Consider the following 25,403-nt stretch of genomic DNA (forward strand, 5'->3'; position numbering starts at 1 on the left):
TTGATATCAACTATCCTGATTCATTGAATAACGAATGTGGGAGCGAGCCTGTTCGCGAAGGCGCCAAGCCAGTCAACATAAGTGTCGAATGACAAACCGCTTCGCGAGCAGGCTCGCTCCCACAGGAGTCTTGTATATTGGCCTGAAACTCAGCTACCGGTGCGAATCTTGTTCCACACCCGCGTACGAATCCGGTCGATATTCAGCGGCATCGCTTCCAGCGCAAACAGCTTGCCCATCATTTCCGCGCTCGGGTAAACCTTGGTGTCGTTCTTGATCGCTGGATCGATAAGCGTGTCCGCCTGTTCGTTGCCATTGGCGTAGTGCACGTAGTTGGTGATCCCGGCCATCACGTCCGGGCGCAGCAGGTAGTTCATGAAGGCGTAGCCAGCCTTTTCGTCCGGTGCGTCGGCGGGCATGGCGACCATGTCGAACCAGATCGCCGCGCCTTCCTTGGGAATCGCATAACCGATTTCGACGCCGTTCTTCGCTTCCTTGGCGCGGTTCTCCGCTTGCAGGATGTCGCCGGAAAACCCGACCGCGACGCAGATATCGCCATTGGCCAAATCACTGGTGTACTTGGAGGAATGGAAGTAGCTGACGTAGGGGCGCACTTTCATCAGCAGCGCTTCGGCTTTTTTGTAGTCTTCGGGATTCTTGCTGTGGTGCGGCAAGCCGAGGTAGTTGAGCGCCGCCGGCAGCAGTTCCGGGCCGTTGTCGAGGATCGCCACGCCGCATTTCTGCAGCTTTTCCATGTATTCGGGCTTGAAGATCAGGTCCCAGGAATCCACCGGTGCATTGTCGCCGAGCACCGCTTTGACCTTGGCAATGTTGTAGCCAATACCGGTGCTGCCCCACAGATACGGGAAGCCGTGCTCGTTGTTCGGGTCGTTGGTCTGCAAAGCCTTGAGCAGCGCCGGGTTGAGGTTCTTCCAGTTCGGCAACTGGCTTTTGTCCAGCTTCTTCAGCGCCCCGCCCTGAATCTGCCGCGCCATGAAATGGTTCGACGGGAAAACCACGTCGTAGCCGGATTTGCCCGTCATCAACTTGCCGTCGAGGGTTTCGTTGCTGTCGTAGACGTCGTAGGTAACGCCGATGCCGGTGTCTTTCTGGAAATTCTTTGTGGTATCCGGAGCGATGTAGTCGGACCAGTTGTAGACCTTGACCGTGTCGGCCGCGTGACTGACGGAAGCGGCCAGCAGCAGCGGCGCCAATGCGAGGGTTTTCTGGATCATGGGGCGATTCCTGTATGGGCTTTTTTTGTTGGCAGGCAATCAAAGGATCGACAATCAGAAAATCAGCACGTAGCTCTTGCGCACGGTTTCCTGGATATCCCAGATCCCGAGCGTGTTGGCTGGCAACATCAGTGCGTCGCCGCCTTGTATGTGCAGGGTTTCGCCGCCACCGTCGGGGGTGAACGTGCAACGCCCGGAAATGAAATGGCAGAACTCCTGCGCGGTGATCTGCCGCCGCCAGCGGCCGGGAGTACATTCCCAGACGCCGGTTTCCACGCCGTCGTCGCGCTCGACGCTGGTGGTCGAGGCAATGGCGACGGGTTCGCCGAGGGGTACGGCGACCGGGTTGGATTCCTCGAGCTCAAGCGTGGCGGTGTTCTTGAATTGGGTGATGCTCATGGCGTGTCCTGTTTATTGAGGTAAACGACGTTCAGTGCATTAAACCTTCCATGAACCCGGCAACCCGGCTGGCAAGCTTGCGCCGCCAGGGTGCGGTCGCCGGATTGGCCAGGGTCTGGTCTTCGTGCACGAAGCTTTTGATGATCGCGTTGTAACCGAGCCAGCGGCATGGCTCTGGCTCCCAGGCACGCAGCGCATGAATGCCGCCGTCGGGCAGCACCCACGGTTGTTGGGTCAGTTCGCTGTCGCGCTCGAGAATCAGATCGGCCAGCGTCCGGCCGCCAAGGTTGCTGGCACCCACTCCCTCGCCGCCATAGCCACCGGATAACGCGATGCCGTTGGCCCGATCGCAGAGCATGTGTGGCTTGAAATGCCGCGACATGCCGAGGTTGCCGCCCCAGGCGTGGGTGATCTGCACGTTTTTCAGTTGCGGGAACAGTTCGCCGAACAGATAGCGGCGCAGTTCGACTTCGTCGCGGGTCAGGTTGAAGTCGTGACGCAGCTTGCCCGCGAACTGATACCCGCCACGGGCGCCGAAAATCAGGCGGTTGTCGGCACTGCGCTGGCCGTAGGTGACCTGGCGGCTGAATTCACTGAAGGCCTGGCCGCGATTGAGGCCGATTTCGTCCCAGGTCGCAGCGGACAGCGGCTCGGTGGCGACAATCAGGCTTTGCACCGGCAATTGATAACGGCCAAGTGGCGGCAAGGTCACCGAATAACCTTCCACCGCCGGGACGATCCAACGGCTGCGCACGCTGGCTTTGGCGGTACGCAGACTGCCGGACTGCCAATGGGTGACCGGGCTGTTTTCGTAGATTTTCACGCCCATGTTCTGCACGGTCTGCGCCAGACCACGGACCAGCTTCGCCGGGTGAAGGGTCGCGACATGAGGGGCGAAAATGCCGCCGTAGGGCTTGGCCACGCGGATCTGCTGGGCCAGCTGCTCGGGACTGAGCCAGCGGTAGTCGTTATCGGTAAGGCCTTGGGCGTGCAGCTTGCTCAGGTAATCACGCAGAACGGTTTCCTGCTCTGGGTAGCGCGCCGCACAATAAAGCACCCCGCCCTTGCGGTAATCGCAGTCGATGCCTTCGCGCTCGAGGACGATTTCCACTTCATCGGGGATGCTGTGCAGCAGATCGAACGACGCCCTGCGCTGCTGCGGCGATAAGCCTGCGAGCAAGCGATCCTCACCCAGCAAGTTACCCATCAGCCAGCCGCCGTTGCGCCCGGATGCACCAAACCCGGCGGTTTGCGCCTCAATGATGGCGATATCCAGGCCTGGCGCGTGTTTCTTCAGGTAGTACGCCGTCCACAATCCGGTATAACCGGCGCCGATGATTGCAACGTCGACGTCCAGGTCCTGCTCCAGCGCAGGTCGCGCGAGCAGCGGCTCTTCGAGCTGATCCATCCACAAACTGATCGTGCGCCACGCCGACATGCCAGACTCCGCCACTGAAAACCTTCGATGGCGTCGATCCTAGTGGCTGCCTTCAGTGGCTGTCTTGCGCGCGTGCCCGCAGAGAAATTTGTTTAGCGTAGGCCTTGGGCGACTGACCGGTGTGCTCGCGAAAGCATTTGTAAAACGCTGACAGCGAATTGAAGCCGGCAGCAAACGCCAGCTCGTCGACACGCAACGGCGGCGTGGCGCTATTGAGCGCACGCAGCCAATGCTGCAGGCGCGCCTGATTGACGTAGCGATAAAAGCTTTGCCCGAGCACCTGATTGAGCAGATAGGAAATCTGATTGCGGCTGTACCCGCACTCCTTCGCCACCCGTTGCAGGTCAAGCTCAGGATCCAGATAAGGTTGCTGCTTTTCGAAATACTGCTGAAGGTCTTCGGCCATGAAGCTCAGTTGGCGCGGTGACAGACCGAGGCGACTGACCGCCGGACGCTGACTCGGTGCCGAACTGCCATCGGCGTGGGTTCGCACCAGCGAGGCGTATTCATTGACGCGCCAGATCAAGCCGTCCTTGACCGTGATCGCTTCGCTGGAGCGAAACGACACCAGGCCATCGCCGCCGCGCAAGGTCACTTCGTACTGAATGAACGCGGTGTTGCCATCCACCCGAATGCGATCGCAGTGCTCGAGCAGTTCGTCGGATTCTCGCGGCATGCTCACGCGCACGTATTCACGCAGCTCATCCAGAGCCAGTACGCGGTTCTGAAAAAAATCGTTGTACTGGATGTCGGCGTGATAGAGCGCCATGACGCTGTCCAGATCCCGGTGCTTCCAGCTCAGGTGATAGCGCATGACCGTGGCGGCCGTGGCCTGGGTCTGTTCTGGGCCGTCGTCATCGGCGTGCATAAGCGGCTCGGCGAAAAAGAACCGAGCTTGCCTATCTTCCTCTGCCACATCAATGAAAATTCCATGGTGGCGTTTTGGCGATAATCGATCAGCCAGTGACTTACATCAAAAAATGCGAATCAATCGCTAAACGGACTGAAAAAACTCACAGTTTTTTCACACACGGATGCTACTTTTAAAGCTCAAGCACTGGTTGAGCCAATGAAGGCTCTTCCCACCTAACATGAGCAAAAGGAAGCGCTCGATGAAGCAGGCGGGCAACACCATGAACAAAGGGTTCAGCAAAGTCACCTTTCCCAACGCCTGCCAGCTGATGCGCTGGCATTTTCATCCCATGGGATTCGAGGCGACGATGGATGCGCCGGGCAGCATGATCGCCCGGCTGTTTGATCGTGCCAGCGGCGAAACCATGATCGCCATCGCCGGCATTCCGTGCGCAACGGTGATGAACGCGGCGGACGTCGAGCGCATCATCGAAGCCATCGAAGATGAACTGGAAGCTTTCACTCCTCCGGAATCTCTCAAGAACTACGCATAACCACCTGATTTAAAACAAAAAGCCCGCAGCGATGCGGGCTTTTTTTTGGTCAGGCGCTGGCTTTTTCGCTTCGATGATCGACGAAGAAAGGTTTGTTCTTGGCGACCCGATCTGACGCCCTCGGCATATTTACCGCTTGGGTTTCCTGCGGTTCGACGTACCAGTAGCAATGGCTGACGGCCCGGGTGATGCCAACGTAGGCGAGGCGCAGGATTTCATCCTTTTGCGCACTGTCGTACGGCTCGCTGTCACCCGTTTTGCCCAGCCCGGCCATACGGTAGACCTGATTCTTGTACGGCGAACTGGTCAGATGCTGGCAATCACCAAGCAGGAATACCGCATCAGCCTGCAAGCCCTTGGCGCTGTGATAGGTCAGCTGTTTCAGTCGCCGCGCCTCATAAGGCAAGCTCGAATCCACATTAAGTACCGACTGAATATGATGCTGTATCAATAACTTATCGCTGCTTCTTCGATAGAGCATCAAGATCGAGTCACCGCGTCGGTAGTGCTCGGCGAGGCGCTGACCCAGCGCTTCATCATCGCGCTCAAGCACGTTGACCGGCTGAAGCGGCTTGGGCTCACCACTGGCCCTGGCCTTCTTGCCCGCAATCGCCGGCGCTGCGCGGACAATGTGCTCGGCGGCGTCGATGATGTGCTGGTGGCTGCGGTAGTTTTCGCTGAGCATGACCCGCGTTGTGCTGGGTGAAGGGAATTCCTTGTTGAACTCCATGAAGTAGCTCGGCGAACTGCCGCGCCAGCCGTAAATGGATTGCCAGTCATCGCCGACGCACAACAGCGACGACCGCTGCGCCCCACGCCCGACGTGCATGGCCGGACCACGGCTGCGAATCTCGTTGAGGCTGGCGCGAATCCACGAAACGATCTGCGGCGAAACATCCTGAAATTCATCGATCATCAGATGCGCCATCGGCCGCAACAGCTCATCGCTGAGCAGCTTGAGGTTTTCCGGCGAATGCTCACTGAACAGCGCAAACATGCGGTTGTAGGTCATCACTGGCGGTTTCTGATCCAGCAGGTGATCTTCAAATGCGCGCCAGAACAGGCTCAGAGCCTCGAAGAAAAAGCGATCGGGATCGTCCTTGGCGAAGCTCATGCGACTGACCGCGTCCGGCACATCCAGGCCCAGGTTTTCGATAAAGCCCGCTGCGCCGACAAAACAATCCAGCAATGGTGCCGAAGCCAGCTCGCCTTTGACCTTGTAATCAAAGCCGGGACCGGCGCTGGCATCTCCGGCCAACATCGCAAGAACGCGCCTGGATGACTCGTAACTATCGAGCCATATCAATGGCTTACGGCAGAAAGCTTGAAACAGGGTGCGCTTGACCGCCCACTCTGCGCGGACACTCAGCTTGGCGTTGGGTCGGGTTAGCTGGGCGTTTTCCTTGGGATCGAAGCCGAGCACCACCCAAGCATCGACGCTCGGTATGTAACCGTGAGCGTGGAAACGCGAGCCGTTGATTTCAAATGTTTGCCGATTCGGCTCGATGCCTTTGATGGGCCACGCCCCTGCGCGAAACCACAGGTCCTCGATGACATCGCAAAGTTCTTCGTCGCGCTTGGCCGCAAGCTCGGTGACCGCCATGCGTTTCTGCACATCGGGATGGTCGCGCTCCAGTTCCTTCAACTGCAACCCGGCACGGGACAGCGGCTGGATCAACTGGCGGAAACGCTCGTCTTCGTTGAACAGGCGGTGATAGCAGGCATTGAGTTGCTGGCGCTGTGCGTCATTGATGCGCAGGTCAAACGGATTGCTGTCGACCTCCTCTGCGCCGCTTTGCGGGCGATCGCTGAGATTTTCGAACGCCTGCAAGCGCTCGAAACCCGGGAGACTGCGGACCATCGGCAGGATGCGCGAGTGAAAGGTTCGCACCAGTTCGCGCGCCTGTTTGGGGTTAAGCGGCTGGCCCCATAGGGTGAAGATCTCGATGAGCTTGTTGATGAAGTCCTTGCGCGATTCGCGGGTGAAGGTCACCACGGTCATCGAATCCAGCTCAAAACCCAGATAATGGCTGAGCAACAGAATGCGCAGCACCAGCGTGGTCGACTTGCCGGCACCGGCGCCGGCCACCACCGAGGTGGACGGCGTATCGCTGAAGATCATCTTCCATTGCGCAGCGCTGGGCTGGGCGCGGGCCGGGAGCAAACGGGCGACGTCAGCCTTGATGCGCTTCTTCAGCTCCGCCGTCAGTGGCAGGCGCCAGTCATCAAACAGGTTGGTATCGACGCTGGGCGGGCGATGCTCGGTGTTGCGGCTGTCGCGAATCAGCAGCACCTGGCGGCCTTCCTCCAGCCCCTCAAGCTTGCCCTCCTTGAAACCGTATTCGACACCAGCGGTGTGGCCACTGCGGAATCCGTCGGCTTGCCCGTGCAGCCACGATGCCCGGTGCTGGGCGCGCAGTTTTGTCAGGCCGTGACCAAAGAATCGCGCGGCCAGACGCTTGAACCAGGGCATCTCGGCCAGTGGACGAAGTTCGGGAGGAAGATCGGGGGTGTGGTGCGCCACGCTGACGGACTCCAGGGTGTGAGGCTGTGGCGGCTATGGTGTCTGGATTTACCGTTCAGTTCTAGCGAAATGCTTACAGGTCATCGGTTTAGGCGACGAATTGAAAGTCCGATGAAATGATTTCGAGCCGCTGTCACATCTAATTACTCGATCATGATGCAGCAGTTTTTGCGCTTTTTCTCGATGATTGCTTGATAGATGATCGTCGTCATCAACCACAGGGTCCGCCCCCTGACGACCCTTATTAGGAGACGATCATGCTTGAACTCAGACCCTTCAGCTCGCTGGGCGGCGCCCATCATGGCTGGCTGGACGCGCATCACCACTTTTCGTTTGCCGAATACTACGATCCGCAGCGGATGAGCTGGGGCAACCTGCGCGTGTGGAACGACGACATCATCGCCGCAGGCACCGGTTTCCCGCAGCATCCGCACCGCGACATGGAAATCATCACCTACGTGCGTGAAGGTGCGATCACGCACCAGGACAACCTCGGCAACAAGGGCCGTACCGAAGCCGGCGATGTCCAAGTGATGAGCGCCGGCACCGGCATCGCTCACAGCGAGTACAACCTGGAAGACCAGGAAACCAGGATCTTCCAGATCTGGATTCTGCCGACCGAAACCGGTGCACCGCCCTCCTGGGGAGCCAAGCCGTTTCCCAAAGGCGAGCGCGAAGGCTTTGTCACTTTGGCCAGCGGTAAGGCTGGCGACGATGAGAGCCTGCACATTCGCGCCGATGCACGGCTGGTTGCTGCCAACATCAAGGCCGGTGAAACAGCCGAATACCGTTTGGACGAGGGACGTCGCGCCTATCTGGTTCCGGCCACTGGCGTGATCGAGGTCAATGGCTTGCGTGCCCAAGCGCGTGACGGTGTGGCGGTGGCCCACGAGCAAGTGCTGACGGTCACGGCGATCGAGGACAGCGAGATCGTACTGGTCGACCTGGCTTGATCTACAGGCAACAAAAAAGGGCAACCATTACGGTTGCCCTTTTTCATGTGCGCATCATTTGCTGGAAATAGCGCCATCCACCAACGTTTGCGCTTCGGCCACCAGTTGCTTGAGGTGGTCATCGCCGATAAAGCTCTCGGCGTAGATCTTGTAGATGTCTTCAGTGCCCGAAGGACGCGCGGCGAACCAGCCGTTTTCGGTCATGACCTTCAGACCGCCAATCGCCTGATCGTTGCCCGGTGCATGGCTGAGAATGTTCTGGATCTTCTCGCCTGCCAGTTCGGTCGAGGTGACCTGCTCTGCCGCCAGCTTGCTCAACAGTGCCTTCTGCTCCGGGTTGGCCTTGGCATCGACACGCACCGAGAACGGCTCGCCCAGTTCGTCGGTCAGCGCGCGGTAGGCCTGGCTTGGATCGCGGCCGGTTCGCGCTGTCATTTCGGCGGCGAGCAACGCTGGGATCAGACCATCCTTGTCGGTGCTCCATACGCCGCCATCCTTGCGCAGGAACGAAGCGCCAGCGCTCTCTTCACCACCGAAACCCAGCGAGCCATCGAACAGACCGTCGGCGAACCATTTGAAACCGACCGGCACTTCGTACAGGCGACGGCCCAGACGCTTGGCAACGCGGTCGATCAGGCCGCTGCTGACCACGGTTTTGCCCACGGCGGCATCGGCACGCCATTGCGAGCGGTTCTGGAACAAGTAATCGATCGCCACCGCCAGATAATTGTTTGGTGCGAGCAGGCCACCGGACGGCGTGACAATGCCGTGACGGTCGTGATCCGGGTCACAGGCGAACGCCACGTCAAAACGTTCTTTCAGGCCAATCAGGCCCTGCATCGCGTGGCTGGACGATGGGTCCATGCGGATCTGGCCATCCCAATCGACGGTCATGAAACGGAACGTGGAGTCGACCTGTTTATTCACCACTTCCAGGTCGAGACGGTAGTGTTCGGCAATGGCCGACCAGTAGCGCACCCCTGCTCCGCCCAGCGGATCGACACCCAGGCGCAGTTTGGCGTCACGGATGGCATCGAAGTCGATAACGTTGATCAGGTCGGCAACGTAGGTGTTCACATAATCGTGGCGATGGGTCGTGCTGGCCTTGAGCGCTTGCTCATAGCTGATGCGTTTGACCCCGGCCAGTTTGTTCGCCAGCAATTCGTTGGCCTTGGCTTCGATCCACTTGGTGATGTGGGTATCGGCCGGGCCACCGTTGGTAGGGTTGTATTTGTAGCCACCGCTTTGTGGCGGGTTGTGCGATGGCGTGATGACGATGCCGTCAGCCAGGCCGGACGTACGGCCGCGGTTGTAGCAGAGAATGGCGTGGGAAATCGCCGGAGTCGGCGTGTACTCGTCGCCTTCGGCAATCATCACGGTGACGCCGTTGGCAGCGAGGACTTCCAGTGCGCTGGCGCCGGCCGGGGTCGACAATGCATGGGTGTCGATGCCGACAAACAGCGGGCCGGTGATGCCTTGCGCTTCGCGATACAGGCAAATCGCCTGGCTGATGGCCAGGACATGCCATTCGTTGAAACTCAAATCGAAGGAGCTGCCGCGGTGGCCGGAGGTGCCGAACGCCACTCGCTGGGTCGAAATCGATGCATCAGGCTGGCCGGTGTAATAGGCCGTAACCAGTCGCGGGATATCGACCAACAGTTCTGCCGGTGCCGGTTTGCCCGCAAAAGGACTGAGTGTCATGCAAAAACCTCTGAAATCGAAGTGGTTCAGGAAATGCTGCGCAGTTTACTGGCAGTTTGACCACCGTGCGACGGGATGTATCCGAAACACTTCCGATGTTTTTTAACATTATCGAGCCCCAGACAGGCGCAAGGCATCGCCGAGCAAACCGATGACACCTGACAAATCCCGCTCGCCGTGATTCAGCGCACTCAAACGCAGATGATCGGCATGCAAGCCTCGCAGACTGAACAGCTCACCCGGCGCCACGATGATTTGTTGCTTGAGCAATCGCCGGAAGACATTTGCCATGTCGACCGGTCGCACCGAACGCACCCACACCGTCGCCCCGCCCTGTGGCTCGACAATCTGCAGCGCGTCGCCCAACCGTTCACGCAACACCTGGATCAACGAGGAGCGGCGCTCACCGAGCATGCGTCGCAACACGAACAGATGCTGATCGAGACGCCCCCCGCTTAACAGCCTGGCAATCGCTTTCTGTCGAATGGGCGACAGGCGAAACGCACGGAACAGGAAATGCCGCTGCAACTCGTTGCGCCAATGCCGCGACAGAACGAAGCCGAATGGCGCTTCCGCACCAATGAATTTCTCGAAGCTGGAAAACACCAGCAAGCGATCCGGATCCAGCCAGTTACGTAACCGTTGCGAATCAGTGCGCTCATCAAGCTCGCTGTAGCAATCGTTTTCCAGCACCCAGATGCCATAGCGCTCGAGCATCTTCGCGATTGCCTGCTGATGTTCCTGGGTAAAACCGCAGCCCTGGGGCAGGCTCAACACTGAAGACAAAACGACCAGACGGACCGGCTCGTTCCTGAGCAGCATTTCCAGTGCCGGCAGATCCACCTCGCCCTCGGCCAGCGAAGGCCATTCGATCACACGCACGTCGCACGACTCGAGCAGACGCAAAATCACCCAGTCACAGGGAGACTCAACCACGACGACGGCTTCACGCAACTCAAGCACCGAAATCAGGATTTCCAGAACGCCGCGCAGATCAGCACCAATATAAACATCATCGGCATGCCAATAATTCGCCGTCGAACAGGTGTACCGCGCTGCCAGGGCAACCCGCAATTCCAGTTCCCCGCAAGGCTGCACGAGGGTCTGAGGCTGGCGAGGGTATTGGCGCAGGAGCTCACGCTCCAACGTCATCAAAGGACTGTCCAGCGGTTGTAGCGATGCCGGTTCGTCAGCGCTCAAAACACACATGCCGGGACGTCTCGCGTTAACGTAAACGGTCTCCAGCAGATCACTGCCATCACCGGGCGCGTCCAGGCTGTAAAGCGCTTGAGCGTAATAACCTGATTTGGCTATGGAATAGACCCGGCCTTCTTTTTCCAGCAACGCATAAGCGTATTGCACAGTCGAAATCGACACATTCAGCCGGTCGGCCAGTTGGCGTAACGAGGGCATGCGTACTGCTGCATGCCCACCGGCATCGTCAATCAGCGTTGTCAGATACCGATAAACCGACTGGTAGACAAAATCATGTTCCCGTGCGCCCTTCACAACCTCAATTCCATGGACAGGGGTTTTCGGCCCGACCTTTGTCTCACCGTCAGCGTTCCGTTGACCGCTCGACGTGTGACACGGCGCCCACCTCGCAGGCATCCAGGTCATCGGAGGCGAACTCGGTCGGCGAGCACAACTGAACAGGCCCCATCGCATAGAGACGGGTGATCAGCCTGACGGGCAGACCACTGACTTCGGTCATCCATTTCAACACCTGCTCCGGGGCATGCAAGCCCTGCATGGCCCGGTGCAGATCTGGCATCGCGACCAGCATGCCTGGATGACAATTACGCAAAAACCTTTCAAGACCTTTGCCGCCGTCGATAAACGGTGCGAATAACAGGCAGACCAACTGCGTTTCGTTCAAGCCGAAACCATTGAGCAGGTAATCATCTGCCAGTATTCGCAGTTGCTCTGGCCCGCCGACATTTTCAAAACTGCACATCAAGTGTTCGCAGACGGGCTCCGCCGCTTGTTTTCGGCGCAGGTCGGCCAGGGTATTGCGGGCGTAGTCGTCGACTCCCGCTTGATACGCCCTCCCCTCGATGAATTGCGCGTACAAGCCTCGCACGTGGGCTGAAATCAGCGGATCGGCAAATAACGCTTCGCCCTGATACAGCGCCAGATCATCCGGTTCAAACCCCAGAAATTCGCCCAATAGCGGCCAGCGATCCTCCAGCTTGCCAACCATCATGTCGTTGATGTCGATAAAACTGGTGCGACGGCAGGCTTCGAATTCACCCTCTGGTCGCCAGACGGTGCGCTCATCATCTGAACGTAGCTCGCGATAGAAATCGTCACCAAGCCCGTCGAGCAATGGAAAAAGCGCTTCGAATCCGCTCTGGACCAGCCCGGGGCCGGCGATCGCCACTCTCTGCATCGCACGGTTCAGGCCCTCAAGGAAATGCCGCTGACTGCTTCTGGTTTCAGTGCTGATCATGGCGTCGACGCCATTATTCCAGCGGGCGATCTGGCTGTAGTATTCGGCAGTGGCCAGGTAAGCGTCATCCCACAATTCGGGAGTCTCGATCCAGGTACGACAGTGCCCTACGAGCAGCAGATTGATCCGACTGGCTTCATGACCGTCGTTGCTGACGGCTGTGCGGTGGTCGAAGGGCAGCACCTCGCGGTTATCCACCATCAGCAGCTCGACCCGGGGGTCATCATAGAGAAACAGTGCGCTGAAGCTGCGATGCAGGTTTTGCAGGTTGCCAGGGCTGTCACCGTTCCAGCGCAGGGTAGCAACGCGCAGCTGGAATGTAGCAGGGGCGCGACTGGCAATGGTCAACTGCGCTGCGCGAAGCAAAGCCAGGGTGTAGCAGCTGTCACGCGAGCCAGACTGATGCACAAGCACCTTGAACTGCCCGACGTTGTCCATTCCGCCGGCCGCCACGACCAGGCGCTGGATCAATAACTGCAAAGCTGTGCGCTCGGCGCGGGAAAAGAAACTCAGCAAACGCTGCAAAACTTGCTGATAGACATAGTTCATTGCCTGATCGTGGATCGTGCTCATCGGTATTTACCCGGTATAGAAAATTTCACGCCGCATGCACTGGACAGTGTGCGCCCGACAAATTGGATCAATAAGTAATAGACGCTGAAATGCTAACACTTACAAAGTTGTAGTTATTTGAAACACTTGACCTGCGAAAAAACCGTTAGCGGCAAAGCAAATTTTATAACTATTTGTTTTTACTAGCATTTTTTCAGCGACCATTAATCTGAGGAAACTTCCCACAACGTCTCACGAAGATTCATTACAAGAAAAAGAGACGCAACTTCGGAATCGCCCTACAGCAATTAAACAGAAATTGACGAAGCCAAGCGGGTTAGCCGTTTGATATTGCCGAGGACAAATTGAATGCACAGCCATAGCTCATTCCTTGAGATGAAAGTAATCATTCAATTATCAGCACTTGGAATACGATTAGAAGATACAGATGTCGAGCAAAAACCAGTTCAGTTGCTGAAGTGGTGAAGAGCGCGGTAGCGGGAAAGGTTTACTGACTGGACAGAAATAAACAAAAAGAGTCCGTGAGGCCACGGACTCTGATGAGTTGATTTACGCTGGCTCGACTTGCAGGGCAACCCGCTCGCGGCACGGGCATTCGTCCATGTAGCGATGCGCTTCGACGAATTCGTTGAACGCAAATACTCTAGTCTTCAACGGCAGCAACACACGGTCGGCCGTCAACTGGTTGATGTCACGCAAGGCACGTTGCAGAGCAACATGGTCCTGAACAATGCCCAGCTCCGGCTTGCCGGTGAAGTTACCGATGCAGTGCACAAAGAACTGGATGTTCTTCTGGAACGCTGCACACGCCGGGAACGGGGTCTGATTACCACCCTGCAGGCCGTACAGCACCAGACTGCCGCGTGGTGCCAGCACATCGCCGAGCAAGGACATCTGCGGGCCGCCAAGACCATCGAACACCACATCGACGCCGCGGTTGTCGGTGATCTTGTTGATGCGCATCAACAAATCTTCCTCTTCGGTGACGATGACTTTCTCCGCACCGAGAGACAGCAGGTACTCGCGCTCCTCCGCCGATTTGGTCGCTGCGATCACTCGCACACCCAGCGCTTTGCCCAGTTGCACAAACGACGGGCCGGCGCAGTGGCTGGCGTCAGTGACCAGCGCAAATTGGCCGGGTTTGACTCGTGCCAGATCGGCATACGCGAAGTAGGCGATCAGCAGCGGCGTGTAATGCACGCTCGCTTCGATCGGGCTAAGCACATCCGGATAACGGGTCAGCGCCGTGCGGGGCAGGACGATCGACTCGCCGTAAACCGGATAGTCGTTCGGGCTTTCGGCCGGAAAACTGGCCACTTTGTCGCCGACGGACAGGTCGTCTACGTCAGCGCCCACCGCAGTGACGACGCCAGCCATTTCATGACCGAGGCCCGAAGGCAGACGTGCCTGGGACGAGGCCAGATTCTGACGCCACAGGGTGTCGTACCAACTGATACCGATCGCCTCGACACGCACCTGCACTTCGCCAGGACCTGGCTGAGCAGCCGCATGCTCTTCGCATTTGAGCACCTCGGCTGGACCAAACTTGTGAAAACGGATCGTGCGGGACATCGCAAACCTCGTCAAAGTAACCTCTAATGCCATGAACTCTATCTGGGCTTTCGACCCAAGACCATCAGTGGCTATTAATAGTCGACATGCCTGTCATTGATTCCGCACCAAGGGCGGCATTGGCAAATTCCATGAAAAAAGGCCTGCCACCGTCGCAGTAAAGCTGAATTTTCCGGTGCAGAGTACCAGCCTTTCCCCGTAAGATTCATGCCGGCCATTGTTCTCATATGGTCGCCCTCGTCAAGTTTGATGACTCTGCCAGGACTCCAGATGAATCGTAATGACCTGCGTCGTGTCGACCTGAACCTGCTGATCGTGTTCGAAACATTGATGCACGAACGCAGTGTGACTCGGGCCGCGGAAAAATTGTTCCTCGGCCAACCGGCTATCAGTGCGGCGCTGTCGCGTCTGCGCAGCCTGTTTGACGATCCTTTGTTTGTGCGCACCGGCCGCAGCATGGAACCCTCCGCGCGCGCGGTGGAAATCTTCGCCCTGCTCTCGCCTGCCCTCGATTCGATTTCTACAGCGGTGAGTCGTGCCGCCGATTTCGATCCGGCGACCAGCACCTCGGTATTCCGCATCGGTTTGTCCGACGACGTCGAATTCGCCCTGTTGCCGATGCTGCTCAAACGCCTGCGCGCCGAAGCGCCGGGCATCGTCCTCGTCGTGCGCCGGGTCAACTACATCCTGATGCCAGGCCTGCTGGCCTCCGGCGAGATTTCGATCGGCGTCAGCTACACCACCGACCTGCCGGCCAACGCCAAGCGCAAGGTCCTGCGCCGCAGCGCACCGAAGCTGCTGCGCGCCGACACCGTGCCGGGCCCACTGAGTCTCGATGATTATTGCGCCCGCCCCCACGCACTGGTGTCGTTCGCCGGCGACCTCAGTGGTTTCGTCGATGAAGAATTGGAAAAGCTCGGACGCAAACGCCACGTGGTGCTGGCGGTGCCGCAGTTCAACGGATTGGGCACGCTGCTGGCAGGCACCGATATCGTCGCCACCGTGCCGGATTACACGGCTGAGGCACTGACGGCAGCTGGCGGTCTGCGGGCTGAAGATCCGCCACTGCCGACGCGTACGTTCGAGTTGCATATGGCTTGGCGTGGGTCGCAGGACAACGATCCGGGGGAGCGGTGGTTGAGGTCGCGGATTCAGATGTTTTTTGGCGATCCGGATAGCCTGTAGCCCGGACCTACTTGCCGCCAGTCACATCCAGAAAAGTACCCGTGACAAAGGAGGCCTCCGCGCTGGCCAGCCACAAGATGGCCCGCGCCACCTCTTCCGGCTGACCGCCCCGCCCCATCGGGATCGAGTCCTTGACGCGATCCACCCGCCCCGGCTCGCCGCCGCTGGCGTGCATGTCGGTATAGATGTGCCCCGGGCGAATGCAGTTGACCCTGATCCCTTCCCGCGCGACTTCCTTGGCAAAGCCGATGGTGAAGGTTTCCAGCGCGCCTTTCGACGCTGCGTAGTCGACGTATTCATTGGGACTGCCCAGGCGCGCGGAGGCGGACGAAATATTGATCACCACGCCACCCGTTCCGCCGTGTCGCAGGGACATGCGCTTCACCGCCTGCTGCGCGCACAGGATCGGCCCCAGCGCATTGACCGCGAAGATGCGCTGCATGCGTTCGAAACCCAGGTCTTCCATGCGGGACTGTTTCGCCAGCATGCCAGCGTTATTGACCAGCACGTCGATACGCCCGAATGAACGATCAATGGCCGAGAACAGTTCAGCAACTTGCTCGGGGTCAGCACTGTCGGCACGCACCGCGAGGCCTTTGCGCCCCAACGCTTCGATATCCGCCACCACCGCCAGCGCGGCGGACTCGTTGGCGACGTAGCTGATGGCAACGTCATAGCCTTGCGCGGCAGCGAGTCGGGCGGTGGCGGCGCCGACTCCGCGACTGCCGCCGGTGATCAGAATCAGCGGGGCCTGCGAAACGTTATCCATGCGACGTTCTCCTGAGCAGTCGGGCTGTGTCAGCCGATGATGATGGCGCCGCTAGCGATGACCACGCATGCCAGCATCCTGCGGACGGTGAGCTTTTCACCGAGGAACAAATAGCCGAGCAACGCCGCAAACAACACGCTGGTTTCGCGCAGGGCCGACACCGCGCCCAGTGGCGCTTCGTTCATGGCGTAGATAACGATTGCGTAGGCCAGCAACGAGACCAGGCCGCCGACCACAGCGGTCAGCATTCCGGGCCGTACGGAAAACAGACTGCGAGCATCGCGCAGGCCGATATACACCAGCGGCATCAGCACACCCCACAGGGCGCTCATCCAGACGGTGTAAGCCAGCGGCGCCCCCGACAGCCTGGCGCCAATGCCATCGACCACGCTGTAGGCGGCAATGAAGCAACCAGTGCCCAGCGCATATGGCAGGCTCGGCACCGACAGGCTGCGTCCGCGAAAGGCCAGGGACATGATCCCGCCCGACACAAGGCCAATGCCGAGCAATTCGCCGGGGGTAATGGTTTCGCCGGCAAACAGCGCGGCGCCGAGGGTGATCAGCGCCGGCGACGAGCCACGGGAAATCGGATAGATCTGCCCAAGGTCACCGACCCGATAGCTGCGCACCAGGAACAGGTTGTAGCCGACATGCAGCAATGCCGACAGCAGCGCATAACCCCAGCTCTCAGGTGCCGGCGGGCTCAAGAAAAGTGCGGCGACGGCGCAGACGATGGCAATGGCCACGCACATCACGGTCATGGACCAGAGCCGATCGGCGCCGCCGCGCAGCAGCGCGTTCCAGCTGGCGTGCAGGAGCGCGGCGAACAGAACCAGAAGTACGAGATGGATTGGCATGCGGCATTCTAGGCATCACTGGCATTGGCATTACAGCGAAGTTTCCTCATTGAGACATGAGTAAAAACTCATACCTCAACGCTGGGCGCTCCGCACCTTCAACGCCTCACCAAGTAACCATTCACGAAAATTGACGATATGTGGCTGTGCTTCGATGCCTTTGGGACAGACGAAATAGTAGGCCAGCGGCGAAGCGAACGGCACATCGAACAGCCTCACCAGGCGGCCGTCGCCGATTTCATTCTCGACATGTCCGCTGCGCACCAATGCAACGCCCTGGCCGAGCAACGCTGCTTCGACCGTCATGTTGGTGTCGCCAAACCTGACGCTTTCGCGCAGCGGCGAGAACGCCAGCCCAACGGATTGAAACCACGCCTCCCATCTCGGCACCAGCTCGGCGCCATCGCGAGTCAGCAACGGCATCTGCAGCAATTCGGCGGGAGTGCCGGGAATGCCGACGCGCTGCAGCAGTTCGGGACTGGCCACGGGAAACACCTGCTCGCCAAACAGGAACTCCGAATACAGACCGGGATAATTGCCCTTGCCCAAGCGGATGGCGACGTCGGCTTCGCCGTTGGCGAAGTGAATGATCTTGTCCGTGGTGTCCAGCGACACCAAGAGTTCCGGATGCTGGCGTGACAGGCTCGGCAAGCGTGGCAGTAGCCACTTCAACGCAAATGAATAGGTAGTGCTGACAGTCAGGCGAACCCTGTCCTTTTGCTCGCGCAGGTCCTCCAACGTTGCTTCGAGGCTGGTGAAAAATTCGCGCACGATCGGCGCCAGCGTCGCCCCCGCTGCAGTGAGGCGTAACGCCTTGCCGCGCTCGAACAACTGCAGCCCCCACAGATCCTCCAGGTGCCGGAGCTGATGACTGACGGCGCTCTGGGTCACGTGCAGTTCCTGAGCAGCAGCGGTGAATGTCGGATGTCGGGTGGCCACTTCAAAAGCACGCAGCGTCGCGGTTGGGGGCAGGTCTCGCATACAGAGGGGTTCCGGAGATTGGCGAAGGATCAGAGCATGAGTTTCCACTCATGTTAGAGCGAAGTGCCAATGTTTTCAGGCAGACGTACCAGGTCACGCTGCCATAACGCGTGATGGCAAAGAGCCGTGACAAATCGCGTGATAGAGATTAGATTACCGCCGCCCCGCCGATGGAGGGTCGGGCATTCGCATTCAGTTAAGGAAAACGAAGGCAATGGTCTATTGTCGTGCTTGCGCCAAGGAGCTCCATGAGACGGCGCTCACCTGCCCCCAATGCGGGGCGAGCCAACAGGCCTTTGTGCCATCTTCGCAAGCCGGGATTCCCTGGCTGGCCATCGTTTCGCTGATCTTCGGAACTATCTGCGCTCTTACTCTGTTTGATGATTCCGATTGGGACTTCGAAACGATCCTCGGCGTCGGACTGTTCAGCGTCGCTGGTCTGGCTTGCGGCATCATCTGCATCAACGAAAACCACCCTGGAAGAAACCTCGCGATCGCCGGCATCCTATTGTCAGGTCTAACCGCGCTGGTTCTTTTCTGTCTATCGATCCAATAATTTTAGGGAAAAAATATGAGCATGGTTTACTGCCGCGGTTGCGCCAAGGAAATCAGTACGCTGGCGCTGGCGTGCCCTCAATGCGGCGCGCCTCAGGCAGCTACGCAGGCCTACCCAAGCGGCCCTGCCATCACGACAGGCAACCCTTACCTTGAGGCGTTGAAGAATTACGCCGTGTTCAACGGTCGCGCCACCCGGCGTGAATACTGGTTGTTCTTCCTGATCAACATGGGCGTCGCGTTCGTGGTGGGCTTCATTGACGGCTTTGCCAACACCGGTGGCGTTCTGCAAGGCCTTTATAATCTGGCGCTGCTGATCCCGAGCATTGCCGTCGGCGTGCGCCGTATGCACGACACGGATCGCAGTGGCTGGTGGTTGCTGCTGCCGATCGTCAACATCGTTTTCCTCGCGCAGGACAGCCAGCCTGGGCCGAACCGCTTCGGTGCCAACCGCAAAGGCATCAACTGACACCACGGCAACACGCTGATCGGAACGGCCTTCATAGGCCGTTTCTGCATTTCTGGCCCAACGATTTTCGGTTGCAGTGAATCATTGCGAATCGCGCAACACATAATTGCTTTGAAACCGATTGATAGCCACCTAACGAAACGTGCATGCTAGAGAGCTGCTTCGGCTCTTATATCATTCCGAATGATAGTTACCTTTGCTTCATTCGATTCGTGCCATCACACCCGCGCCGAGCATCATCCGCCCATCTTCAATACTTCGGCGGATTGCATCCATGGAACAATCACTCAAACATTTGCGCTTCCCGTTGGCCATGCTGGCCGTACTGGTGATGAGCGCCTGCGGCAAAACTCCGGAGACTGCCGGCGCCCCGCCCGCTGCCAAAGTCAGCGTGGCCAAGGTGCTGGAACAACCGGTCAACGAGTGGGACGAATTTACCGGGCGCCTCGAAGCGCCGGAAACCGTTGAAATCCGCCCTCGGGTCTCGGGCCAGATCGATCAGGTCGCGTTCACCGAAGGCGCGCTGGTCAAGAAAGGCGACCTGCTGTTCCAGATCGACCCGCGCCCGTTCCAGGCCGAGGTACGCCGCCTCGAAGCGCTGGTCGCCCAGGCCCGCGCCACCGCCACTCGCAGTGAAAACGAAGCCGCTCGCGGTGAACGTCTGCGCACCAGCAACGCCATTTCCGCTGAACTGGCCGACTCGCGCACCAGCGCTGCCCAAGAGGCCCGCGCCGCCGTTGGCGCTCTGCAGGCACAACTGGACCTGGCCAAACTGAATCTGAGCTTCACCCGCGTGACCGCACCGATCAGTGGCCGCGTCAGCCGCGCCGAAATCACTGCCGGCAACCTGGTGACCGCCGACACCACCGCGCTGACCAGCGTCGTCTCCACCGACAAGGTCTACGCCTACTTCGATGCCGATGAACGCGTGTTCCTCAAATACACCCAACTGGCCCGCAATGGTCAGCGTGGCGCAACGACTCCGGTGTACATGGGCCTGTCCAACGAAGACGGCAACCCGCACCTGGGCCAGATGAACTTCGTCGACAACCAGGTCAACCCGAAAACCGGCACCATCCGCGGTCGCGCTGTCTTCGACAACGCTGACGGCACCTACACCCCGGGTCTTTACGCTCGCTTGAAGCTGGTCGGCAGCGGCACCTACAACGCCATGCTGATCAACGATGAAGCCGTCGGTACCGACCTGGGCAAGAAATTCGTGCTGGTGATGGATGGCGACAACAAGACCGCCTACCGCGCCGTCGAACTGGGTCCGAAAATCGAAGGCCTGCGCATCGTCCGCAACGGTTTGAACAAAGATGACACGATCATCGTCAAGGGCTTGCAACGGGTTCGTCCTGGCTCACCGGTCACCCCTGAAGTGATTCCGATGGCCAGCGAGCAGACCCTCGCCGCCCTCGCTCAACAACGTCAAGCGCTGGAAGCCAGCAACCTGCCCAAAGTTGCCCCTGCCAAGGGCGCATCGGGTTCGGCTGCGAAGCTGGCTGCTACGACCCCACGCGGTTAAGGGACGACAACTCCGATGAATTTTTCCCAATTCTTCATTTCCCGGCCGATCTTCGCAGCGGTGCTGTCGCTGTTGATCCTGATTGCCGGTGCGATCTCGCTGTTCCAGTTGCCGATCAGCGAATACCCGGAAGTCGTGCCGCCGACCGTGGTCGTGCGTGCCAACTTCCCGGGCGCCAACCCCAAAGTCATCGGTGAAACCGTGGCCGCTCCTCTGGAGCAGGCGATCACCGGCGTCGAGAACATGCTGTACATGTCCTCGCAATCGACCGCTGACGGCAAAATCACCCTGACCATCACCTTCGCTCTGGGCACCGACCTGGATAACGCGCAGGTGCAGGTACAGAACCGGGTGACCCGAACCGAGCCGAAGCTTCCCGAGGAAGTGACGCGCATCGGTATCACCGTCGACAAGGCTTCGCCAGACCTGACCATGGTTGTGCACTTGACCTCACCGGACAAGCGCTACGACATGCTCTACCTGTCCAACTACGCGATCCTCAACATCAAGGATGAGCTCGCTCGCCTCGGTGGTGTCGGTGACGTGCAGTTGTTCGGTATGGGCGACTACTCGCTGCGGGTCTGGCTCGACCCGAACAAGACCGCTTCGCGCAATCTGACCGCCACCGATGTGGTCACCGCGATTCGCGAGCAGAACCGTCAGGTCGCCGCCGGCCAATTGGGCGCGCCTCCTGCGCCGACCGCACAAAGCTTCCAGCTGTCGGTCAACACTCAGGGCCGTCTGGTTTCCGAGGAAGAGTTCGAGAACATCGTTATTCGCGCAGGCGACGACGGTGAGATCACTCGCCTGAAAGACATCGCGCGCATCGAACTGGGTTCCAGCCAATACGCCTTGCGTTCGTTGCTGAACAATCAGCCAGCGGTGGCGATTCCGATCTTCCAGCGTCCGGGCTCCAACGCCATCGACATTTCCAACGAAGTGCGCGGCAAGATGGAGGAGCTGAAGAAAGGCTTCCCGCAGGGCATGGACTACAGCATCGTGTATGACCCGACGATCTTCGTCCGTGGCTCGATCGAGGCAGTGGTTCACACCTTGTTCGAAGCGCTGATCCTTGTGGTGCTGGTGGTGATCCTGTTCCTGCAGACCTGGCGCGCCTCGATCATTCCGTTGGTGGCGGTGCCGGTATCGTTGATCGGTACATTTGCGGTCATGCACCTGTTCGGCTTCTCGCTCAACGCCCTGTCGCTGTTTGGTCTGGTACTGGCCATCGGTATCGTCGTCGACGACGCCATCGTGGTGGTGGAGAACGTCGAACGAAACATCGAGCTTGGATTGACGCCGGTCGAAGCGACCAAACGCGCTATGCGTGAAGTGACCGGGCCTATTGTGGCCACGGCACTGGTGCTGTGTGCGGTGTTCATTCCGGCGGCTTTCATTTCCGGCCTCACCGGGCAGTTCTACAAACAGTTCGCACTGACCATCGCGATCTCGACAGTGATCTCGGCGTTCAACTCGCTGACCCTGTCGCCAGCACTGGCCGCTGTCTTGCTGAAAAGCCACGACGCGCCGAAAGACCGCTTCTCGAAAGTGCTCGACAAGATTTTCGGTGGCTGGCTGTTCCGTCCGTTCAACCGTTTCTTCGACCGCGCCAGCCATGGCTACGTCGGTACCGTGCGCCGGGTCATCCGTAGCAGCGGCATCGCCCTGCTCCTGTATGCAGGCCTGATGGTGCTGACCTTCTTCGGTTTCTCCAGCACGCCGACTGGCTTCGTACCCGGCCAGGACAAGCAATACCTGGTGGCCTTCGCGCAACTGCCTGACGCCGCGAGCCTGGATCGCACCGAAGACGTGATCAAGCGCATGTCCGACCTCGCGCTGAAACAGCCGGGTGTGGAAAGCGCCGTAGCGTTCCCGGGCCTGTCGATCAACGGTTTCACCAACAGCCCGAACGCCGGCATCGTCTTCGTCACCCTGAAACCGTTCGACGAGCGTAAAGACCCGAGCATGTCCGCCGGCGCAATTGCCGGTGCCTTGAACGGCCAGTACGCGAACATTCAGGAAGCGTACATGGCGATCTTCCCGCCGCCGCCGGTACAAGGTCTGGGCACCATTGGTGGTTTCCGCCTGCAAATCGAAGACCGGGGCAACCTCGGCTACGACGAGCTGTACAAAGAAACCATGAACATCATCAACAAGAGCCACAACGTGCCGGAACTGGCCGGCCTGTTCACCAGCTACACCGTGAACGTGCCGCAGGTCGATGCCGCTATCGACCGTGAAAAAGCCAAGACCCACGGCGTGGCCGTCAGCGACATCTTCGACACCCTGCAGATCTACCTGGGTTCGCTGTATGCCAACGACTTCAACCGCTTCGGGCGCACCTATCAGGTCAACGTTCAGGCCGAGCAGCAGTTCCGCCTTGAGTCCGACCAGATCGGTCAGCTGAAAGTACGTAACAACAAAGGCGAAATGATTCCGCTGGCGACCTTCATCAAGGTCAGCGACACCTCGGGTCCGGATCGCGTGATGCACTACAACGGCTTTATCACCGCGGAAATCAACGGTGCAGCAGCTCCGGGCTACAGCTCTGGCCAGGCGGAAAAAGCCATCGAGAAACTGCTCAAGGAAGAACTTCCGAACGGCATGACCTACGAATGGACCGACCTGACCTACCAGCAGATTCTGTCCGGCAACACCGCGCTGTTCGTGTTCCCGCTTTGCGTACTGCTGGCGTTCCTGGTGCTCGCCGCACAATACGAAAGCTGGAGCCTGCCACTGGCGGTGATCCTGATCGTACCGATGACCCTGCTGTCGGCCATCACTGGCGTGATCATCTCCGGCGGTGACAACAACATCTTCACCCAGATTGGCTTGATCGTACTGGTGGGGCTTGCCTGTAAGAACGCGATTCTCATCGTCGAGTTCGCCAAGGACAAACAGGAAGAAGGCCTCGACCCGCTCGCTGCGGTACTGGAAGCCTGCCGCCTGCGTCTGCGGCCGATCCTGATGACCTCGTTCGCATTCATCATGGGCGTGGTGCCACTGGTGTTCTCCAGCGGTGCCGGTGCCGAGATGCGTCACGCCATGGGTGTGGCCGTGTTCTCCGGGATGCTCGGGGTGACCTTCTTCGGTCTGCTGCTGACGCCAGTGTTCTACGTACTGATCCGTAACTTTGTCGAACGCGGCGAGCAGCGCAAAGCAGCCAAGGCGCACTCTCTTCAACAGCCACTGGAGGCGCAACAATGAGTCTGAAAGTCTTCCTGCCGAGTCTGCTGGTGCTGGCCCTCAGCGCCTGCGCCGTCGGCCCCGACTACAAGACCCCAGCCACGGAGGCGGCCAACATTACGACCGCCACCGACGGCGCCGCCGGACAAAAGAACTTCGACCGTTCGAAATTCGAAGGCATCTGGTGGCAGCAATTCGACGATCCGACCCTGAACCAGTTGGTGAGCCAGTCGCTGCAAGGCAACCGTGAACTGCGCGTGGCGTTCGCCCGCTGGAAGGCCGCTCGAGCGATCCGCGACGACGCCAGTAACGACGCGATGCCGACCATCACCAGCCGCGCCAGCAGCGACTTGGGCAAGGGCCAGATTCCCGGCCAGACCACCGACCGGGTCAATAGCGAACGCTATGACCTCGGTCTGGACATGGCGTGGGAGCTCGACCTGTTCGGCCGTATCCAGCGCAATCTGGAAGCCAGCGACGCCGACCAGCAAGCCGCCGAAGCCGATCTGTATCAGCTGCAAGTCACCATGATTGCCGAACTGGTCGACGCCTACGGTCAACTGCGCGGCGCCCAGCTGCGAGAAAAAATCGCCGTGGCCAACCTGAACAACCAGCAGGAGTCGCGCAAGATCACCATCAGCCTGCGTGACGCCGGCGTCGGTGATCAGCTTGATGTCGAGCGCGCCGATGCGCGTCTGGCCAACGTCGAAGCCACCGTGCCGCAGTTGCAGGCGGAACAGGTTCGGCAGAAAAACCGTATCGCCACCCTGCTCGGCGAACGCCCGGACAAACTGACCGTCGACCTGAGCCCGAAAGATCTGCCGGCCATCGCCAAGGCACTGCCGATCGGTGATCCGGGTGAACTGCTGCAACGTCGTCCGGACATCCTAAGCGCCGAGCGGCAACTGGCTTCGGCCACTGCGCGCATCGGCGTGGCCAAAGCCGATCTGTTCCCCCGGGTCAGCCTCAGCGGCTTCCTCGGCTGGACCGCCGGGCGTGGTTCGCAGATCGGTTCTTCAGCGGCCAACGCCTGGGCGCTCGGCCCAAGCATCACCTGGGCTGCGTTTGACCTTGGCAGCGTCCGCGCTCGTTTGCGCGGCGCCGACGCCGATGCCGAAGGCGCCCTGGCCAACTACGAGCAACAAGTGCTGTTGGCCCTGGAAGAATCGGAAAACGCCTTCAGTGATTATGGCAAGCGTCAGCAACGCTTGATTTCGCTGATCCGTCAGAGCGAATCCAGCCGAAAGGCCGCTGATCTGGCGGAAATCCGCTATCGCGAAGGCACCACCGATTTCCTCGTCCTGCTCGACGCCCAGCGTGAGCGCCTGAACGCTGAAGACAGTCAGGCCCAGGCCGAAGTCGAGCTGTATCGCGGCATCGTCGCGATCTACAAGGCCCTCGGTGGTGGCTGGCAACCGGAGACAGTCGCCAGCAAGTAAAAGTTGTTAAAGAGCTCCTTTGGTTGGCCGCAACCAACCAATTTTTTTGCCCCGCGTATCATTCGGTCGCGGGGTTTTTTTATGCCTGTTTGCAGCACTGGGATTTTTTGTGGGAGCGAGCCTGCTCGCGAAAGCGTCAGGTCAGACATATCAGCGGTGGCTGATAATCCGCCTTCGCGAG

The 25,403-nt window shown here is 59.3% G+C and carries 20 protein-coding genes; 8 read left to right on the forward strand and 12 right to left on the reverse strand.

The features are described from left to right. Positions 1-149 precede the first annotated feature (149 nt). The 4 genes from ACZ0AZ_RS23300 to ACZ0AZ_RS23315 are packed head-to-tail and all read right to left on the reverse strand — an operon-like array spanning position 150 to position 3,940. Complete coding sequence (locus ACZ0AZ_RS23300) at positions 150-1,235, reverse strand: polyamine ABC transporter substrate-binding protein (protein WP_463538250.1); 1,086 nt, start codon at positions 1,233-1,235, stop codon at positions 150-152. Positions 1,236-1,289: 54 nt separating this feature from the next. Beyond that, positions 1,290-1,634 (reverse strand): cupin domain-containing protein, encoded by a 345-nt coding sequence (locus ACZ0AZ_RS23305; RefSeq protein WP_024013066.1) that lies wholly within the window; start codon positions 1,632-1,634, stop codon positions 1,290-1,292. Positions 1,635-1,665: 31 nt separating this feature from the next. Continuing rightward, positions 1,666-3,072, reverse strand: a complete 1,407-nt coding sequence (locus ACZ0AZ_RS23310) for an NAD(P)/FAD-dependent oxidoreductase (RefSeq protein WP_463538251.1) — start codon at positions 3,070-3,072, stop codon at positions 1,666-1,668. Positions 3,073-3,124: 52 nt separating this feature from the next. Continuing rightward, positions 3,125-3,940, reverse strand: coding sequence for a helix-turn-helix domain-containing protein (locus tag ACZ0AZ_RS23315; protein ID WP_039761537.1), 816 nt, complete (start codon positions 3,938-3,940; stop codon positions 3,125-3,127). Between the two features lie 265 nt (positions 3,941-4,205). On the opposite strand from ACZ0AZ_RS23315, the gene ACZ0AZ_RS23320 reads away from it, so the two are divergent. After that, positions 4,206-4,478 (forward strand): DUF1652 domain-containing protein, encoded by a 273-nt coding sequence (locus tag ACZ0AZ_RS23320; RefSeq protein ID WP_039761582.1) that lies wholly within the window; start codon positions 4,206-4,208, stop codon positions 4,476-4,478. A gap of 49 nt (positions 4,479-4,527) precedes the next feature. On the opposite strand, the gene ACZ0AZ_RS23325 is transcribed toward ACZ0AZ_RS23320, so the two are convergent. Further along, positions 4,528-7,002 carry a UvrD-helicase domain-containing protein gene (locus ACZ0AZ_RS23325; protein ID WP_463538252.1) on the reverse strand — a complete coding sequence of 825 codons (2,475 nt, stop codon included), beginning with the start codon at positions 7,000-7,002 and terminating at the stop codon, positions 4,528-4,530. Between the two features lie 257 nt (positions 7,003-7,259). Between ACZ0AZ_RS23325 and ACZ0AZ_RS23330 the strand changes: the two genes are divergently transcribed. Then, a complete protein-coding gene (locus ACZ0AZ_RS23330; RefSeq protein WP_039761539.1) occupies positions 7,260-7,955 on the forward strand; it encodes a pirin family protein in 696 nt (231 codons plus the stop codon). A 54-nt stretch (positions 7,956-8,009) separates the two neighbouring features. On the opposite strand, the gene pgm is transcribed toward ACZ0AZ_RS23330, so the two are convergent. From pgm to ACZ0AZ_RS23350, 4 genes are all read right to left on the reverse strand, one after another. Next, entirely contained in the window at positions 8,010-9,656 is a 1,647-nt protein-coding gene (gene pgm / locus ACZ0AZ_RS23335; protein WP_463538253.1) for a phosphoglucomutase (alpha-D-glucose-1,6-bisphosphate-dependent), read from the reverse strand. 108 nt (positions 9,657-9,764) lie between these two features. Then, the gene (locus ACZ0AZ_RS23340) at positions 9,765-11,165 is read right to left on the reverse strand and encodes an aminotransferase-like domain-containing protein (RefSeq protein ID WP_463538254.1); all 1,401 of its coding nucleotides are present in this window, start codon (positions 11,163-11,165) and stop codon (positions 9,765-9,767) included. A gap of 49 nt (positions 11,166-11,214) precedes the next feature. Then, positions 11,215-12,681: a hypothetical protein gene (locus ACZ0AZ_RS23345; protein ID WP_129999389.1), complete on the reverse strand. Its 1,467-nt coding sequence runs from the start codon at positions 12,679-12,681 to the stop codon at positions 11,215-11,217. Between the two features lie 549 nt (positions 12,682-13,230). Then, on the reverse strand, positions 13,231-14,253 hold the full coding sequence (locus ACZ0AZ_RS23350) for a zinc-dependent alcohol dehydrogenase family protein (RefSeq protein WP_039761544.1): 1,023 nt from the start codon (positions 14,251-14,253) through the stop codon (positions 13,231-13,233). A 270-nt stretch (positions 14,254-14,523) separates the two neighbouring features. Here ACZ0AZ_RS23350 and ACZ0AZ_RS23355 point away from each other — a divergent pair, with 270 nt between their 5' ends. Beyond that, entirely contained in the window at positions 14,524-15,438 is a 915-nt protein-coding gene (locus ACZ0AZ_RS23355) for a LysR family transcriptional regulator (protein ID WP_016774850.1), read from the forward strand. Positions 15,439-15,445: 7 nt separating this feature from the next. Here ACZ0AZ_RS23355 and ACZ0AZ_RS23360 read toward each other — a convergent pair whose 3' ends face one another. The 3 genes from ACZ0AZ_RS23360 to gcvA form a co-directional block, all read right to left on the reverse strand. Next, a complete protein-coding gene (locus ACZ0AZ_RS23360; protein ID WP_463538255.1) occupies positions 15,446-16,207 on the reverse strand; it encodes an SDR family oxidoreductase in 762 nt (253 codons plus the stop codon). Between the two features lie 29 nt (positions 16,208-16,236). Beyond that, entirely contained in the window at positions 16,237-17,064 is an 828-nt protein-coding gene (locus ACZ0AZ_RS23365) for an EamA family transporter (protein ID WP_463538256.1), read from the reverse strand. Positions 17,065-17,139: 75 nt separating this feature from the next. Then, positions 17,140-18,045 carry a transcriptional regulator GcvA gene (gene gcvA / locus ACZ0AZ_RS23370; RefSeq protein ID WP_463538257.1) on the reverse strand — a complete coding sequence of 302 codons (906 nt, stop codon included), beginning with the start codon at positions 18,043-18,045 and terminating at the stop codon, positions 17,140-17,142. Between the two features lie 214 nt (positions 18,046-18,259). Here gcvA and ACZ0AZ_RS23375 point away from each other — a divergent pair, with 214 nt between their 5' ends. The 5 genes from ACZ0AZ_RS23375 to ACZ0AZ_RS23395 all read left to right on the forward strand — a co-directional run bounded on the left by ACZ0AZ_RS23375 (position 18,260) and on the right by ACZ0AZ_RS23395 (position 25,222). Next, complete coding sequence (locus ACZ0AZ_RS23375) at positions 18,260-18,601, forward strand: hypothetical protein (protein WP_039761549.1); 342 nt, start codon at positions 18,260-18,262, stop codon at positions 18,599-18,601. Between the two features lie 15 nt (positions 18,602-18,616). Continuing rightward, positions 18,617-19,069: a DUF805 domain-containing protein gene (locus tag ACZ0AZ_RS23380; protein ID WP_129999393.1), complete on the forward strand. Its 453-nt coding sequence runs from the start codon at positions 18,617-18,619 to the stop codon at positions 19,067-19,069. Between the two features lie 274 nt (positions 19,070-19,343). Next, complete coding sequence (gene mexE / locus ACZ0AZ_RS23385) at positions 19,344-20,597, forward strand: multidrug efflux RND transporter periplasmic adaptor subunit MexE (RefSeq protein WP_039761553.1); 1,254 nt, start codon at positions 19,344-19,346, stop codon at positions 20,595-20,597. 15 nt (positions 20,598-20,612) lie between these two features. Further along, entirely contained in the window at positions 20,613-23,804 is a 3,192-nt protein-coding gene (locus ACZ0AZ_RS23390; protein ID WP_129999394.1) for an efflux RND transporter permease subunit, read from the forward strand. After that, a complete protein-coding gene (locus ACZ0AZ_RS23395; RefSeq protein ID WP_039761555.1) occupies positions 23,801-25,222 on the forward strand; it encodes an efflux transporter outer membrane subunit in 1,422 nt (473 codons plus the stop codon). The genes ACZ0AZ_RS23390 and ACZ0AZ_RS23395 overlap by 4 nt, the downstream gene beginning before the upstream one ends. The last annotated feature ends 181 nt before the right edge of the window (positions 25,223-25,403 follow it).

The organism is Pseudomonas sp. AC239 (genome assembly GCF_979258545.1).